General features: G+C 71.1%; 12 protein-coding genes and 1 tRNA gene. 5 read left to right on the top strand and 8 right to left on the bottom strand.

The annotated features are described in order from the left end of the window. Positions 1 to 242: 242 nt before the first annotated feature. Genes thrB through KLO01_RS11345 form a run of 6 tightly spaced genes read right to left on the bottom strand, consistent with a single transcriptional unit; the run spans position 243 to position 7,180 of the window. A complete protein-coding gene (gene thrB / locus KLO01_RS11370) occupies positions 243 to 1,175 on the bottom strand; it encodes a homoserine kinase (RefSeq protein ID WP_147065102.1) in 933 nt (310 codons plus the stop codon). Between the two features lie 3 nt (positions 1,176 to 1,178). Then, a complete protein-coding gene (gene thrC, locus KLO01_RS11365; protein WP_147065100.1) occupies positions 1,179 to 2,267 on the bottom strand; it encodes a threonine synthase in 1,089 nt (362 codons plus the stop codon). Between the two features lies 1 nt (position 2,268). Beyond that, positions 2,269 to 3,600 (bottom strand): homoserine dehydrogenase, encoded by a 1,332-nt coding sequence (locus KLO01_RS11360; protein ID WP_147065098.1) that lies wholly within the window; start codon positions 3,598 to 3,600, stop codon positions 2,269 to 2,271. A 38-nt stretch (positions 3,601 to 3,638) separates the two neighbouring features. Beyond that, positions 3,639 to 5,078, bottom strand: coding sequence for a diaminopimelate decarboxylase (lysA, locus tag KLO01_RS11355; protein WP_147065096.1), 1,440 nt, complete (start codon positions 5,076 to 5,078; stop codon positions 3,639 to 3,641). Positions 5,079 to 5,089: 11 nt separating this feature from the next. After that, positions 5,090 to 6,736 (bottom strand): arginine--tRNA ligase, encoded by a 1,647-nt coding sequence (gene argS, locus KLO01_RS11350; protein ID WP_147065094.1) that lies wholly within the window; start codon positions 6,734 to 6,736, stop codon positions 5,090 to 5,092. A gap of 9 nt (positions 6,737 to 6,745) precedes the next feature. Further along, positions 6,746 to 7,180, bottom strand: coding sequence for a response regulator (locus tag KLO01_RS11345; RefSeq protein WP_246136159.1), 435 nt, complete (start codon positions 7,178 to 7,180; stop codon positions 6,746 to 6,748). Between the two features lie 74 nt (positions 7,181 to 7,254). On the opposite strand from KLO01_RS11345, the gene KLO01_RS11340 reads away from it, so the two are divergent. Beyond that, a tRNA-Arg gene (locus KLO01_RS11340) sits at positions 7,255 to 7,326 on the top strand. A gap of 112 nt (positions 7,327 to 7,438) precedes the next feature. On the opposite strand, the gene KLO01_RS11335 is transcribed toward KLO01_RS11340, so the two are convergent. Together KLO01_RS11335 and KLO01_RS11330 are read right to left on the bottom strand one after the other, a co-directional pair. After that, on the bottom strand, positions 7,439 to 8,476 hold the full coding sequence (locus KLO01_RS11335; RefSeq protein ID WP_147065092.1) for a hemolysin family protein: 1,038 nt from the start codon (positions 8,474 to 8,476) through the stop codon (positions 7,439 to 7,441). Beyond that, the gene (locus KLO01_RS11330) at positions 8,473 to 9,822 is read right to left on the bottom strand and encodes a hemolysin family protein (protein WP_147065090.1); all 1,350 of its coding nucleotides are present in this window, start codon (positions 9,820 to 9,822) and stop codon (positions 8,473 to 8,475) included. The genes KLO01_RS11335 and KLO01_RS11330 overlap by 4 nt, the downstream gene beginning before the upstream one ends. Before the next feature lie 170 nt (positions 9,823 to 9,992). Here KLO01_RS11330 and KLO01_RS11325 point away from each other — a divergent pair, with 170 nt between their 5' ends. The 4 genes from KLO01_RS11325 to KLO01_RS17190 all read left to right on the top strand — a co-directional run bounded on the left by KLO01_RS11325 (position 9,993) and on the right by KLO01_RS17190 (position 16,147). Then, positions 9,993 to 10,982, top strand: coding sequence for an ABC transporter ATP-binding protein (locus tag KLO01_RS11325; RefSeq protein WP_147065088.1), 990 nt, complete (start codon positions 9,993 to 9,995; stop codon positions 10,980 to 10,982). After that, positions 10,979 to 11,791 carry an ABC-2 transporter permease family protein gene (locus KLO01_RS11320; protein ID WP_246136158.1) on the top strand — a complete coding sequence of 271 codons (813 nt, stop codon included), beginning with the start codon at positions 10,979 to 10,981 and terminating at the stop codon, positions 11,789 to 11,791. The genes KLO01_RS11325 and KLO01_RS11320 overlap by 4 nt, the downstream gene beginning before the upstream one ends. A gap of 248 nt (positions 11,792 to 12,039) precedes the next feature. Further along, a complete protein-coding gene (locus KLO01_RS11315) occupies positions 12,040 to 15,897 on the top strand; it encodes a multifunctional oxoglutarate decarboxylase/oxoglutarate dehydrogenase thiamine pyrophosphate-binding subunit/dihydrolipoyllysine-residue succinyltransferase subunit (RefSeq protein WP_147065086.1) in 3,858 nt (1,285 codons plus the stop codon). 73 nt (positions 15,898 to 15,970) lie between these two features. Then, a complete protein-coding gene (locus tag KLO01_RS17190) occupies positions 15,971 to 16,147 on the top strand; it encodes a DUF6104 family protein (RefSeq protein WP_186828012.1) in 177 nt (58 codons plus the stop codon). Positions 16,148 to 16,150: the final 3 nt, after the last annotated feature.

Genomic DNA, 16,150 nt, shown 5'->3' with positions numbered 1-16,150 from the left:
TCCCCTCGTCAGTGGCCCGCGCCACGCGTGGCGGGGGCCGGAAGTGGGTGCCAGAGGTCTGGCGGACTGATCCACGGGGCCTGCCGACATCGGCGTGTGGCACGGCACGACCGGCCCAAGGTGGAGGATGCGGATCGAGGTAGGCATCGGAGAGGTCAGAACCCCGCCGGCATCAACTGTGACCGCGCAACCACAGTAACACCACGGCATACGACGAGGTCGCAGGACGAAACGGGGACCGCTCAGGTCGCCTGGACCTCGACGCCACGCTCGGGTATGCCGGGTCGCAGCACCCGCCAGGCGTCGCCTCCCGCGGTGCCCACCGCGTCGGCCGTCGACGTGGTCGCGAGGACGAGGACGCTGGGCCCGGCACCCGAGATCACGGCGGCGTGGCCGTCGGCGCGCAGGGCGTCGACGAGCCTCATCGAGGCGGGGTACGACGGGCGGCGGGGCTCCTGGTGGAGCCACTCGCGGGTCGCGTCGAGGAGGTGCTGGGGAGCGGTCGTGAGCGCCTGGACCAGCAGGGCGGCGCGGGCCGAGTTGGCTGCGGCGTCGGCCAGTCGCACCTGCGCCGGCAGGACGGCGCGGGCGGTCGCGGTGGACAGCTGGGTGCCCGGGGTGAAGACGACGGGGACCAGGTCGGGGTGAGGGGTCAGGCGGAGCGTGGTCGTGCCGCGTGCCGGGTCGTCAGACCAGGACAGCGTCACGCCGCCGAAGACGCTCGCCGACGAGTTGTCGGGGTGCCCCTCCAGCCGGGCGGCAAGGTCGTTGACGGCGTCGAGGTCGATGTCGCCGACGCTCCGGCCGTCGCGCACCGCGCGCAGGGCATGGGCGAGGGCGATGCCGGTGACGATCGCGGTGGCCGAGGACCCCATGCCGCGACCGTGCGGGACCGCGTTGTCGCACTCCAGCCGGAGGCCGGCGGGCGCCTGCTCACCCACGTCCTCGAAGGCGTGGACCAGGCTGCGGTGGACGAGGTGGGTGGCGTCGGTGGGCACACCGCCCGCCCCCTCACCCGAGACCGTGATCTCGAGATCGGTCGAGTCGAGAAGCGTTGCGCGACAACGGTCCCAGACGCCGAGAGCCAGGCCGATGGAGTCGAACCCCGGCCCGAGGTTGGCGCTGCTGGCCGGGACCCGGACGGTGACCGACGCGCCGGGCTGCCACTCCCCCAACCCTCAGCCCTCGAAGCCGAGGACCTCGGCGACGGCCCGGGCCTCGGCGCTGACGCGGACCGGCTCGATGTCCGACCCGTCGGCGGTGCGCAGGGCCCACTGCGGGTCCTTGAGACCGTGACCGGTGACCGTGCAGACGATGGTGGAGTCCGGGGGCACCTCCCCGCGCTCGCTCGCCTGCATGAGACCGGCGATGCTCGCGGCCGAACCCGGCTCGACGAAGATGCCCTCGGTCGAGGAGAGCAGGCGGTGGGCGGCGAGGATCTGCTCGTCGGTGACCGACTCGATCCGCCCGCCGGACTCGTCGCGGGCCTGCTCGGCCTGGCGCCACGAGGCCGGGTTGCCGATGCGGATCGCCGTGGCGATCGTCTCGGGGTCGTCCACGGGGTGGCCGAGCACGATCGGCGCGGCGCCCGCGGCCTGGAAGCCCCACATCTGCGGGGTCCGGGTCGCGACGGCGGGCAGACCCTCGGCGTCGGTGGCGTACTCGGTGTAGCCGCGCCAGTAGGCGGTGATGTTGCCGGCGTTGCCGACGGGGAGGACGTGGATGTCCGGGGCGTCGCCCAGCGCGTCGACGACCTCGAAGGCCGCCGTCTTCTGTCCCTCGATGCGGGCGGGGTTCACCGAGTTCACGAGCTCGACCGGGTGGACCTCGGCGAGCTTGCGGGCGACGGTGAGGCAGTTGTCGAAGTTGCCGTCGACCTGGATGAGCGTCGCGCCGTGGGCGATCGCCTGGCTGAGCTTGCCCATCGCGATCTTGCCCTCGGGCACGAGCACCGCGCACGTCATGCCGGCCTTGGTCGCGTATGCCGCGGCGCTCGCGCTCGTGTTGCCGGTGCTCGCACAGATGACGGCCTTGGCGCCGCGACCCTTGGCGTGCGAGATCGCGGCGGTCATCCCCCGGTCCTTGAAGGACCCGGTCGGGTTGAGGCCTTCGTACTTCACGAGCACGTGGGCACCGACGAGCTCCGACAGGTGCTCGGCCGTGATGAGCGGCGTCCCGCCCTCGTGCAGGGTCACGACAGGTGCGCCGGCCAGCATCGGCAGGCGGTCGGCATACTCACGGATCACTCCGCGCCACTGGTGTGCCATCTCAGGCTCCTTCCACGCGCATCCACGAGACGACCTCGTCGACGGTCTCGAGGCCCGCGAGCGCCTCGACGGTTGCGGCCAGGGCGGAGTCGGGCGCGCGGTGGGTCACGATGACGAGCGAGGCCCGTGAGTCGTCGCCCTCGCCGAGCACCCGCTGGCGCACGGTCTCGATCGACACGTCGTGGTCGGCGAACGCGGACGCGACCTGTGCCAGGACACCGGGACGATCGGCCACGGCGAGGCTGATGTGGTACCTCGTCGACGCATGACCCATCGGCACGACGGGCAGGTCGGCATAGGCCGACTCGACCGGGCCGTGGCCACCGGCGAGGCGGTGGCGCGCCACCGCGACGACGTCACCGAGGACGGCCGACGAGGTGGGGTCGCCACCGGCGCCCCTGCCGTAGAACATGAGCTCGCCGGCGGCGGACGCCTCGACGAAGACGGCGTTGTAGGCGTCGCGCACCGAGGCGAGCGGGTGGCTGCGAGGGATCATCGCCGGGTGCACCCGCACGGTGACGCCGTTCGGGACACCGGACTCGTCGCGCTGGAGCTCGCAGATCGCCAGCAGCTTGACCACCGCGTCCATGTCGCGCGCCGCCTGGACGTCGGCGGCGGTGACCTCGGTGATGCCCTCGCGGTGCACGTCGGCACTGGCGACGCGGGTGTGGAAGGCCAGCGACGCGAGGATCGCCGCCTTGGCCGCCGCGTCGAAGCCCTCGACGTCGGCGGTGGGGTCGGCCTCGGCGTAGCCGAGCGCCTGGGCCTGCTCGACCGTCTCGGCGAAGCCGGCGCCGGTGGAGTCCATCTTGTCGAGGACGAAGTTCGTCGTTCCGTTGACGATGCCGAGCACACGCACGACGTCGTCGCCGACGAGCGACTCGCGCATGGGACGGACGATCGGGATGGCACCGGCCACGGCCGCCTCGTAGTAGAGGTCGACACCGTGCTCGGCCGCCGCGGCATACAGGGTCGGTCCGTCCTCGGCGAGCAGCGCCTTGTTGGCCGTGACGACCGAGGCGCCGTGCTGCATCGCCGTGAGGATGAGCTCCCGGGCGGGGTCGATGCCGCCGATGACCTCGATGACGATGTCGGCGCTGCGCACGAGGGTGTCGGCATCGGCGGTGAACAGGGCCGGGTCGACCGGCACGTCCGGGCGCGGTCGGTCAGGCCGTCGGACCGCGATCCCGATGAGCTCGAGGCGGGCGCCGACGCGGGCTGCGAGGTCGTCGCCGTTGGTGACGAGCATCGTGGCGACGGAGGAGCCCACGACGCCGCAGCCCAGGAGCGCGACCTTGAGGGTGGGCGCGTCGGAGCCGGTGGAGTCGGCCATCTCGGTGGGGTTCTCCTCAACAGGCGTGGGGTTCGACATCACAGGTCCCCGACGTCGAGTGCGAGCAGGTCGTCGATGGTCTCACGGCGCACGATGACCCGTGCCTTGCCGTCTCGGACCGCGAGCACCGGAGGTCGGGGGGTGTGGTTGTACTGGCTCGACAGGGCCCGGCAGTAGGCGCCGGTCCCCGGAACGGCGATGAGGTCCCCGGGCCCGGTGTCGGCCGGAAGCCACTCGTCCTGCACCACGATGTCGCCGCTCTCGCAGTGCTTGCCGACGACGCGCGCGAGCATCGGGGCGGCCTCGGAGCTGCGGTTGGCCAGCGTGCACGAGTAGTCCGCCTCGTAGAGCGCCGGGCGCACGTTGTCGCTCATGCCGCCGTCGACCGACACGTAGGCGCGCGAGTGCTGGTCGCCCAGCGCGACCTGCTTGACGGTGCCGACCTCGTAGAGCGTGAACGTCGACGGGCCGACGATGGCGCGGCCCGGCTCGATCGACACCCGGGGGACGCGTGCGAGGTCGCCGTCGCCGATCGTCTTGAACTCGCGACGGACGATGTCCGCGAGCTGCTCGCCGAGCTCAGCCGGCGACATCGGCGTGTGCTGCGACGTGTAGGCCATGCCGAAGCCGCCGCCGAGGTCCATCTCGGGGCAGTGGTGCCCCAGCTCGTCGGCGATGAGGGCGTGCAGACCGATGAGGCGGCGGGCGCTCATCTCGAAGCCGCCGGTGTCGAAGATCTGGCTGCCGATGTGCGAGTGCAGACCGCGCAGGTCGAGGCTGTCGTGGGCGAGGACCGCCCTGGCCGCAGCGAGGGCCTGGCCACCGACGAGGCTGAAGCCGAACTTCTGGTCCTCGTGCCCGGTGGCGATGAACTCGTGGGTGTGCGCCTCGACGCCGACCGTCACCCGGATCATCACGGGGGCGACGACCCCGAGCTCGGCCGCCAGCTCCGCGACCCGCTCGATCTCGACGAACGAGTCCACGACGATCCGGCCGACGCCGTAGTCGAGCGCGGCCCGGATCTCGTCGAGCGACTTGTTGTTGCCGTGGAAGCCGATCCGCTCGGCGGGGAAGCCCGCTCGCTGTGCCACGGCGAGCTCGCCACCGCTGCAGACGTCGAGCGAAAGTCCCTCCTCCGCCACCCATCTCGCCACCGACGTGCACAGGAAGGCCTTGCCGGCGTAGTAGACGTCGGCCCCACCGCAGACGCCCGCGAACGGCGCCGCGAACTCGTCGCGGAACGCCCGCGCCCGCGCGCGGAAGTCACCTTCGTCGACGACGTATGCCGCGGTGCCGAAGTCGCGGGCAATGCTCACCACGTCGACGCCGGCGACCCTGAGGCGTCCCTCGTCGTCCCGCGACACCGACTCCGGCCAGAGCTGCGGCAGCAGCGCCATGACGTCGTCCGGGTAGGGCAGGTACATCGGCGGCCCGCCGTAGCCCTCGGCGTGGAGTGCACCGGCCTCGTGCGAACGCATCGGTCAGTCCCTCACATGCGCTCGGGCGCGCTGACGCCGAGCAGGTCGAGTCCGTTGGCGAGCACCTGCCGCGTGGCGTCGTTGAGCCAGAGGCGGGTGCGGTGGAGGTCGGTGACCTCCTCGTCGGCGTTCATCGGCCGGACCCGGCAGGTGTCGTACCACTTGTGGTAGCGCCCGGCGAGGTCCTCGAGGTAGCGGGCGACGCGGTGCGGCTCGCGCAGGTGTGCCGCCTGGGCGACGACCCGCGGGAAGTCGCCGAGCGTCGCGAGCAGCGTCGCCTCGGTCGGGTCGGCGAGCAGCGAGGGATCGAACCCGTCCTCGCGACGCACGCCGTCCTCGCCCGCGAGCCGCGCCACGTTGGCGGTGCGGGCGTGGGCGTACTGGACGTAGAAGACCGGGTTGTCGTTGGTCTGCTTGCGCAGCTCCTCGCCGTCCAGGCTCAGCGGGCTGTCCGCCGGGTAGCGCGCCAGCGAGTAGCGGACCGCGTCGCTGCCGATCCAGTTGAGCAGGTCGTTGAGCTCGATGATGTTGCCGGCCCGCTTCGACAGCTTGGCGCCGTTGAGGTTGACCAGCTGCCCGATGCGCACGTCGATGTTGACGTCGGCGTCGTCACCGGCGGCCGACGCGATCGCCTTGAGCCGGCCGATGTAGCCGTGGTGGTCGGCCCCGAGGAGGTAGATCTTCTCGGTGAAGCCGCGGTCCTTCTTGCTCAGGTAGTAGGCGGCGTCGGCGGCGAAGTAGGTGGGGACGCCGTCGGCCCGGATGAGCACCCGGTCCTTGTCGTCGGTGAAGTCGGTGGTGCGCAGCCACACGGCACCGTCCTTGTCGTAGACGTGGCCCTGCTCGCGCAGCCGCGCGACGGCCTGCTCGACGGCGCCACCGTCGTGCAGCGCGTTCTCGGAGAACCAGACGTCGAAGAAGACACCGAAGCGCTCGAGCGTCTGGCGGATCTCGGCGAGCTGCGCCTCGTAGGCCAGCGGCCGGGCGACGGCGACGGCCTCGTCCACGGGCAGCTCGAGGACGTCGGGACGCTGCTCGACGACGGCTGCCGCGAGCTCGCCGATGTAGGCGCCGGGGTAGCCGCCCTCGGGGGTCGGCTCACCCTTGGCGGCGGCCAGGACGCTCAGCGCGAACTTGTCCATCTGCGCACCGGCGTCGTTGATGTAGTACTCGGCCGTGACGTCGGCGCCGGAGGCCGTGAGGAGCCGGCGCATCGAGTCACCGAGCGCCGCCCACCGCGTGTGACCGATGTGCAGCGGCCCCGTGGGGTTGGCCGAGATGAACTCGAGGTTGATGGTGTGCCCGGCCTCGGAGTCGTTGTGCCCGTATGCCGTCCCGCTCTCGACGATGCTTCGCGCGAGCTCTCCTGCACTGGCCGCGTCGAGGCTGATGTTGAGGAACCCGGGTCCGGCGACGTCGACCGCGGCGATGCCGTCGATGGCCGTGAGGCGGGCCGCGAGCCCGGTCGCGAGGTCGCGCGGCGCGACACCCGCCGGCTTCGCGAGCTGGAGGGCGATGTTGGTCGACCAGTCACCGTGGTCACGGTTCCTGGGTCGCTCCACCCGCACCTCTGCGGGGATGTCGGCGGTGAAGTCACCGGCGGCAGTGGCCTCGAGCAGGGCAGCTCGGATCGCGGACGAGAGTTCTTCGGGAGTCACCCCCGAAGTCTATTGGCCGGGTGCAGGGGGCCGGCCGTCGGCCGCGAGGCGTGAGACGACGTCGACGAGGTCGAGGGGGTCGAAGGGTTTGGCGACGAAGGCGTCGAAGCCGGCCAGCGCCGCCTCGCTCCTGTCGTGGGCGGTCGTCGAGGCGGTGACGAGCACCGTGGGGACGTGGACGAGGCGCGGGTGCGAGCGGATGGCGGCGATGGCCCACCAGCCGTCGCGCCTCGGCGTCTGGGCGTCGAGCAGGATGACGTCGGGAACCCGGGCCGACGGGTCGATGAGGTGGCTCATCGCCTCGTGGCCGTCGACGGCCTCGAGGACGTCGAAACCCTCGAGCTCGAGGTTGATCCGGATGATGTCTCGGATCGACTCGATGTCGTCGCACACGAGGACCAGGGGTCGCGGCGTCACCGCCACCGCAATCTGCCCTGATTCCATGGATGGAACTCTAGGCTGCTACCCTCCCTCACGGTCCCGAAACGCTCCGGTTCTCCATGATTCGGACACGTTGAGCCCCCGTAGCTCAGGGGATAGAGCACCGCCCTCCGGAGGCGGGAGCGCAGGTTCGAATCCTGCCGGGGGCACCCGAAAAGGCCGGTGAATGACGCGAGAGCGTCCATTCACCGGCCTTTCGCGTGCCGCGGGCAGAAGCAACAGGCGCTCGAACGGAGTGAGAGCGCCGACGGGGGCACCCGCTCAGCCGCGCTGGCTCGAGTCCGTGACCTCTCCGACGAGCTCCTCGATGACGTCCTCGAGGAAGACGACACCGATCACCTCGCCGTCGTCGGCGACGACCCGCGCCAGGTGCGACCCCGTGCGCTGCATCGTCGCCAGGACGGACTCGACCTCGTCGTCGCGGCGCACGTTGGCCATCCGGCGGATCCGCTTGGCCGGCACCGGCTCAAGCCGCTCGTCCTCGCCGGCGAAGAGCACGTCCTTGAGGTGCAGGTAGCCCGTGAGCGTCCCGTCACGACCGGCGACCGGGTAGCGGGAGAAGCCGTGCCGGGCGACGAGGCGCTCGATCTCGTCGGGCGTGGTCTCGAGGCCGACCGTGACGAGCTCGTCGAGCGGCACGCCGACGTCGCGGGCGTCCTTGTCGCTGAACTCGAGGGCGGCGCCGAGGAGGCCGTACTGCTCGGACTCGACGAGCCCCTCCTTGTGGGACTCGGAGACGATCTGGGCGACCTCCTCCGCGGTGAACGCCGAGGCGAGCTCGTCCTTGGGGTCCACGCCGAGCGCGCGCACGACGAGCTTGGACACCCAGTCCATGGCGGCGATGACCGGCTTGACGACCCGCGACACCATGACGAGCGCCGGCACGAGGGCGATCGCCGCCCGCTCCGGGGTCGCGATCGAGATGTTCTTGGGGATCATCTCGCCGATGACGACGTGGAGGAAGACGACCACGAGCAGCGCGAGCACGAGGGCGAGCACGTCGGCGAGGGCCTCGGGCGCGCCCAGGGCCTCGACCGGCCCGAGGAGGGCGTGGTGGAGCGCCGACTCCGACACGGCACCGAGCAGCACCGAGCAGACCGTGATGCCGAGCTGGGCGGTCGCGAGCAGGATGCCGGTGCGCGACATGGCGTCCAGAGCGGCCCGGGCTCCCTTGCTGCCCTCCTCCGCCAGCGGCTCGAGCTGGCTGCGGCGGGCCGACATCGCGGCGAACTCCGCGCCGACGAAGAACGCGTTGGCGAGGAGCAGGGCGATGGTGACGAGGATGGTTCCGGCGCTCATGCGGGTGCCCCCTCGTCCTCGTCGCGGTGGTCCGCGGGGACCTCACCCTCGACGGGCACGGGCGAGAACCGCAGGCGGTCCACCCGCCGGCCCTCCATGTCGACGACGGTGATCCGCCAGCCGGGGAGCTCGACGACCTCACCGACCGCCGGGACCCGTCCGAGCTCGGACATGACGAAGCCCGCGACGGTCTCGTATGCCGGCCCCTCGGGGATGTCGATGCCGGTGCGCCTCTTGACCTCGTCGGGCCTCCAGAGACCGGGGACGGTCCAGGCTCCGTCGGCCTGCTGACGTCCGGTCGTCTGGCTGCGGTCGTGCTCGTCGGACACCTCGCCGACGATCTCCTCGACGAGGTCCTCGAGGGTGACGACACCGGAGGTGCCGCCGTACTCGTCGACGACGATGGCGAACTGCTGGCCGCTGTCGCGCAGGTGGATGAGGAGCGGGTCGAGACGGATCGTCTCGGGGACGACGAGCGGCGGGGTCATGAGCGCCGACACGGGGACGTCGTCGCGTCGCTCGTGCGGCACCGCGATGGCCTTCTTGACGTGGACGACGCCGTCGACGTCGTCCCAGTCGTCGTCGATGACCGGGAAGCGCGAGTGGCCGGTCTGCCGCGCGAGCTCGACGCACTCGCGCGCCGACGCGGACCGGTCGATCGCGGTGGCCCGCGAGCGCGGGGTCATGACGTCGGCGGCCGTCTGGGTGCCGAAGCCCAGCGAGGCGGTGACGAGGCGGGCCGTGCCGTGGGCGAGGGTGCCGGCCTCGGCCGAGGTGCGCACGAGCGAGGCGAGCTCGGCCGGGCTGCGCGCGGCGGACAGCTCCTCCTGGGGCTCGACCCCCATCGCCCGCAGCGCGGAGTTGGCGGCCCCGTTGAGCACGACGATCATCGGCCGGAACGCCAGGGCGAACCACCGCACCGGGGCGGCGACGACCTTGGCCGTCGCGAGGGGCGTCGAGATCGCCAGCGTCTTGGGGACCATCTCGCCGACGATCATCGAGAAGACGGTCGCGATGACCATGGCGAGGACCGAGGCGACCCGGGCCGCGAGCGGCTCCCCCAGGCCGGCCGACTCGAGGGGGCCGCGCAGCAGCGCCCCGATCGACGGGTTCGCGAGGAAGCCCAGCACGAGGGTGGTGAGCGTGATCCCCACCTGCGAGGCGGACAGCTGGGTCGAGAGGGCACGCAGCGACGAGAGCACGGAGCGCGCCCGGGTGTCACCGCGCTCGACGGCCTTCTCGACCGAGGGACGGTCCAGGGCCACGAGAGCGAACTCGGCAGCGACGAACAGGGCGGTCCCCAGCGTCAGCGCGATGCCGGCGAGGACGAGTAACCACTCGGTCATAGTGGAGCCATCCTAGGGAAGGCCCCGCGCGACGGGCACGCCGCCGACTCCCCGTCCACGAATCATCCTCTGGGCGGACGCCTCCTCCACCACGCGGTTGACCCCCACGTCGGGGGAGGCTGACAGACTCGGGGCATGGCATCACACCAGACCACGGGGGGTGGATCTCGATGACCACGGCCCCGGCCGCCCAGGGCGCGACCATCGAGGTGCGCGACCTCACCAAGACCTTCGGCTCCTTCACCGCCGTCGACCAGCTGACCTTCACCGTCGAGCCCGGCCGGATCACCGGCTTCCTCGGTCCCAACGGCGCCGGCAAGACGACGACCCTGCGCATGCTGCTCGGGCTCGTCCACCAGACCTCCGGGACGGCGACGATCGACGGGCGCGCCTACGGCGACATCGACCACCCCCAGTCGATGGTCGGCTCGGCCCTCGAGGCCACGAACTTCCACCCCGGCCGCAGCGGCCGCGACCACCTCAGGGTCCTCGCCGCCGCCGGTGGCCTGCCCGTGAGCCGGGTCGACGAGCTCCTCGAGCTCACCGGCATACCGGCTGCTGCGCGCAAGCGCGCAGGTGAGTACTCCATGGGCATGCGCCAGCGCCTCGGCCTGGCCGCGGCCCTGCTCGGCGACCCCCGCGTGCTCATCCTCGACGAGCCCTCCAACGGCCTCGACCCCGAGGGCATCCGCTGGCTGCGCGGCTTCCTGCGCCACCTCAGCAGCCAGGGCAAGACGATCCTCGTCTCGAGCCACCAGCTGCAGGAGGTCGAGCAGACCGTCGACGACGTCGTCATCATCTCCAACGGGCGCCTCGTCCGCGAGGGCGCCGTGTCCGACCTGCGTGGTGCCCCGACGACGTTCGTGCGCACCTCGGACCCCGCCCAGCTTGCCGGTGCGCTCCGGGTCGCCGACGTCATGAGCTCGCCCGGCAGCGACGGTGAGCTCGTCGTCGAGACGGCCGACCTGCGCCTCGTCGGCGACGTGGCGCTGCGCGCCGGTCTGCCCGTCTGGGAGCTGCGCGCCCGCAAGCACGACCTCGAGGCGCTCTTCTTCGAGCTCACCGAGGGCACCAACCGCAACCTCGGCGACGGCTCGTCCGCGCCACCGGCCCCGACCGAACGCGATGCCGTCACCGGCCAGGAAGGAGCGAACGCATGATGGTCAACTCCATCAGGTCCGAGTTCCTCAAGTTCTTCACCACCCGCCTGTGGTGGGGGCTGGCCATCGCGATGTTCTTCGGTGGCGCGCTCTTCGCCGTCATCCTCGGCATCGTCCTCACGCTCGAGCCGGACCCCGAGGCCGTCGCGCGCGGCCAGCAGGTCGTCGGCACGCCGCTCCAGGTCGCCAACAGCGTCTACACCGCCGGGCTGACGATCGGCTACACCCTGACGCTCGTCATCGGGATCATGCAGATCGGCTCCGAGTACCGCCACAAGACGGTGTCGAGCACCTTCCTCAGCACGCCTCGCCGGGTCCGCGTCATGCTCGCCAAGGTCGTCGCCCTCCTCGGGATCGGTGCGATCTACGGCCTCATCTCGCTCGTCGGCTCGGTCGTCGCCGGCGCGATCGTGCTCCAGGCCCGCGGTGCCGACCCGTTCCCCGGCCCTGAGGTGCTGCGCGCCCTGGCGCTCAGCCTCCTCGTCCTCGGGCTGTGGGCGCTCATCGGTCTCGGCGTCGGCATCCTCATCCCGAACCAGGTCGCCGCACTCCTCATCGCGGTGGGTGTCGCGTGGATCATCGAGCCGCTGGCCGGGTTCGCCCTCGGCTTCTGGGAGTTCGGTCGTGACCACATCGTCCACTTCCTGCCCAGCCAGGCGACCAACGCCATCGTCGAGGGCGTGACCCAGGGCGGCAGCAACGCCGCCCAGCCGCTCAGCTGGTGGGCCGCAGCCCTCGTCCTCGCCGCCTACGCCGCCGTCCTCAGCGCCGTCGGGACGTGGCGCACCGTCCGTCAGGACATCTCCTAGGACCTCCCCACCGCGGGAGCGGGGGCCGGGTTCAGGGGCCGGCCTCCCCCGCGGTGGGGTCAGGAACGACAGGGGCCGGTATGCCGTGGGCGAGCCCCACGGCATACCGGCTCGTCCGCGTCGTGGCGGGACCGACGACGGCGAGCCCGGCGCGACGCTGGACCCACGCTCGCGCCGTGGCGCCGGAGAGATAGGCTGACCAGACACGTGAACGTCGATGTCGACACGCAGAAAGAGGCGTATACGCCGTGCCTGACCAGCCCGCTTCGAGCGACCCCCTGACCGCATTCGGACCCAACGAGTGGCTGGTGGACGAGCTCTTCGAGCAGTACAAGAAGGACAAGAACTCGGTCGACAAGGCGTGGTGGGAGTTCTTCGCGGACTACGACCCGGCCACCGGCCAGTCGGGCAAGGGCAACGGCGCGAGCGCGCCGGCACCGACCGCCGCCACGGCGCCGGCCCCGAAGGCCGAGCCCGTCACGAACGAGGCACCCGCGACGCAGGCGCCGAAGGCGACTCCCAAGGGCGAGGCCCCCAAGGCGGAGGCCCCCAAGGCTGCCGCCCCCGCGAGCGAGGCCCCCAAGGCTGCCGCCCCCAAGAGCGAGGCCCCCACCTCCGACAAGCCGGCCGAGGCGCCCAAGCCGCGTGACGCCGCCCCGACCAAGAGCGAGGGCGCCGTCAACGCCCCCGAGACCTCCCCCATCCGTGGCGCCAGCGCCCGCGTGGTCACCAACATGGAGGCCTCGCTCTCGGTTCCGACCGCCACCTCGGTGCGCGCCGTCCCGGCCAAGCTCCTCGTCGACAACCGGATCGTCATCAACAACCACCTCGCCCGCTCGCGCGGCGGCAAGGTGAGCTTCACCCACCTCATCGGCTTCGCCGTCGTCAAGGCGCTCGGCGCGATGCCCGCCATGAACGCCGGCTACAGCACCGACGACAAGGGCAAGCCCGTCCTCATCACCCCGGCCCACGTGAACTTCGGGCTCGCCATCGACCTCGAGAAGCCCGACGGCAGCCGCCAGCTCCTCGTCCCCTCGATCAAGGCCGCGGAGACGATGGACTTCGCGCACTTCTGGACGGCATACGAGGAGATGGTCAAGAAGGCCCGCGGCGGCAAGCTCACGGTTGAGGACTTCCAGGGCACCTCGATCTCGCTGACCAACCCCGGCGGCATCGGCACCGTGCACTCGGTCCCCCGCCTCATGGCCGGCCAGGGCGCGATCGTCGGTGTCGGCGCGATGGACTACCCGGCCGAGTGGCAGGGTGCGAGCGACGAGACGCTCAACCGCAACGCCGTCTCCAAGATCCTCACGCTGACGAGCACCTACGACCACCGCATCATCCAGGGTGCGCAGTCCGGTGAGTTCCTCCGCGTCATCCACCAGCTCCTCCTCGGCGCCAACGGCTTCTACGACGAGATCTTCGAGAGCCTGCGGATCCCCTACGAGCCGGTGCGCTGGGTCCAGGACATCTCGGCCTCGCACGACGACGACATCAACAAGGTGTCGCGCGTGCAGGAGCTCATCCACGCCTACCGCGTGCGCGGCCACCTCATGGCCGACACCGACCCGCTCGAGTACAAGCAGCGTCGCCACCAGGACCTCGACGTCACGAGCCACGGCCTGACGCTGTGGGACCTCGACCGGTTCTTCGCCACGGGTGGCTTCGGCGGCGAGCCGTTCCTCAAGCTCCGCAAGATCCTCGGCATCCTGCGTGACAGCTACTGCCGCAGCATCGGTGTCGAGTACATGCACATCCAGGACCCCGAGCAGCGCGAGTGGATCCAGTCCAAGATCGAGGTCGGCTACGCCAAGACGACCCGCGAGGAGCAGCTCCGCATCCTGCGCAAGCTCAACGCCGCCGAGGCGTTCGAGACGTTCCTGCAGACCAAGTTCGTCGGCCAGAAGCGCTTCTCGCTCGAGGGCGGCGAGTCGGTCATCGCCCTGCTCGACCGCGTCCTCTCGCGGGCCGCCGAGGACGACCTCGACGAGGTCTGCATCGGTATGCCGCACCGCGGCCGCCTCAACGTGCTCGCCAACATCGCGGGCAAGTCCTACGGCCAGATCTTCCGTGAGTTCGAGGGCAAGCAGGACCCCAAGTCCGTCCAGGGCTCCGGTGACGTCAAGTACCACCTCGGCACCGAGGGCACCTTCACCGCCGAGGGCGGCGCGACGACCAAGGTCTACCTCGCGGCCAACCCCTCGCACCTCGAGGCGGTCAACCCGGTGCTCGAGGGCATCGTGCGCGCCAAGCAGGACCGGCTCGACCTCGCCGGCGAGGACTTCACCGTCCTGCCGGTCCTCCTCCACGGAGACGCGGCGTTCGCCGGTCAGGGTGTCGTCGCCGAGACGCTCAACCTCTCGCAGCTGCGCGGCTACCGCACCGGCGGCACCGTGCACGTCGTCATCAACAACCAGGTCGGCTTCACGACCTCGCCGAGCTCGTCGCGCTCCTCGACGTACTCCACCGACGTCGCCCGGATGATCCAGGCGCCGATCTTCCACGTCAACGGTGACGACCCCGAGGCGTGCGTGCGCGTCGCCGAGCTCGCCTACGAGTTCCGCAAGGAGTTCGCCAAGGACGTCGTCATCGACATGGTCTGCTACCGCCGCCGCGGGCACAACGAGGGCGACGACCCCTCGATGACGCAGCCGCTCATGTACAACCTCATCGAGGCCAAGCGCAGCGTCCGCAAGCTCTACACCGAGTCGCTCATCGGCCGTGGTGACATCACGGTCGAGGACGCCGAGGCCGCGCTGCGCGACTACCAGCAGCAGCTCGAGCGGGTCTTCGTCGAGACCAAGGAGGCCCTCAAGGCCAACGACGCCGAGGCCGCGCGCGCCGCCGACGACAACTACACCGGTACCGACGTCGAGGGTCACACCGGTCTCGAGCCGCCCACGGCCCAGACCACCGACGCGACGACTGGCTCCGCCACGGAGACGGCGATCTCGCCCGAGGAGCTCAAGGCGATCGGCGAGGTCTTCGCCAACCCGCCGCAGGGCTTCACCGTGCACCCCAAGCTCCAGCAGATGCTCGAGAAGCGGGTCGCGAGCATCAGCCAGGGCGGCATCGACTGGGCCACCGGCGAGCTCCTCGCCTTCGGCTCGCTGCTCAAGGACGGGACCCCGGTCCGTCTCGCCGGTCAGGACAGCCGCCGCGGCACCTTCGTGCAGCGCCACGCCGTGCTCATCGACAAGACCACCGCCCTCGAGTGGACACCGCTGCTCTACCTCGGTGAGGGCCAGGGCCGGTTCTGGGTCTACGACTCGCTGCTCTCGGAGTTCGCGGCGATGGGCTTCGAGTACGGCTACTCGGTCGAGCGGCCCGACGCGCTCGTGCTGTGGGAGGCGCAGTTCGGCGACTTCTTCAACGGCGCCCAGACGATCATCGACGAGTTCATCAGCAGCTCGGAGCAGAAGTGGGGCCAGCGCTCGTCGGTCGTCCTGCTGCTCCCCCACGGCTACGAGGGACAGGGGCCGGACCACTCGTCCGCCCGCATCGAGCGCTTCCTCCAGATGTGCGCCGAGGACAACATGACCGTCGCCTACCCGTCGACGCCGGCGTCGTACTTCCACCTCCTGCGCCGCCAGGCCTACGCCCGTCCGCGTCGCCCGCTCATCGTCTTCACCCCGAAGTCGATGCTCCGGCTCAAGGCCGCGTCGAGCATGCCCGAGGACTTCACGACCGGCTCGTTCCGTCCGGTCCTGCCCGACCGTGAGGGCGCGACGAGCGGCACCGTCGACCGCGTGCTCCTCGCCGCCGGCAAGGCGGTCCACGAGCTCGAGGCCGAGCGCACCAAGCGCGGTGACACCAACACCGCCATCCTGCGGCTGGAGCAGTACTACCCGCTCCCGACCCAGGAGCTCGCCACCGAGCTGGCCAAGTACCCGGACGCCGAGCTCGTCGTCGTCCAGGACGAGCCGCAGAACCAGGGCGCGTGGCCCTTCCTCGCGCTCAACCTCCCCGGCGCACTCGCCGAGATCGGGGTGCAGCGTCCGCTGCGCGTCATCTCGCGCAAGGCCTCGGCCTCGCCCGCCACGGGATCGACCAAGAAGCACCAGGCAGAGCAGGCCGAGCTCGTCGCGGCAGCCTTCAACCGCTGACCGACTGACACAGCACGCCCGCAGCGGCCCCGTCCTCACCGACGGGGCCGCTCCTGCGCGTTAGGGTTTCGACGTGTACTTCACCGACCGAGGGATCGAGGAGCTCGAGTCGCGTCGGGGGGACGAAGAGGTCACCCTCGCCTGGCTCGCCGAACAGCTGCGCACCTTCGTGGACCTCAACCCCGACTTCGAGACCCCCGTCGAGCGGCTCGCCACCTGGCTGGCCCGGCTCGACGACGAGGACGACTGACCG

This window comes from Knoellia locipacati, assembly GCF_007992835.1.
Classification (GTDB): domain Bacteria; phylum Actinomycetota; class Actinomycetes; order Actinomycetales; family Dermatophilaceae; genus Knoellia; species Knoellia locipacati.
The sequence above is the reverse complement of the archived record's forward strand: the minus strand, read 5'-3'. Positions and strand labels throughout refer to the sequence as shown.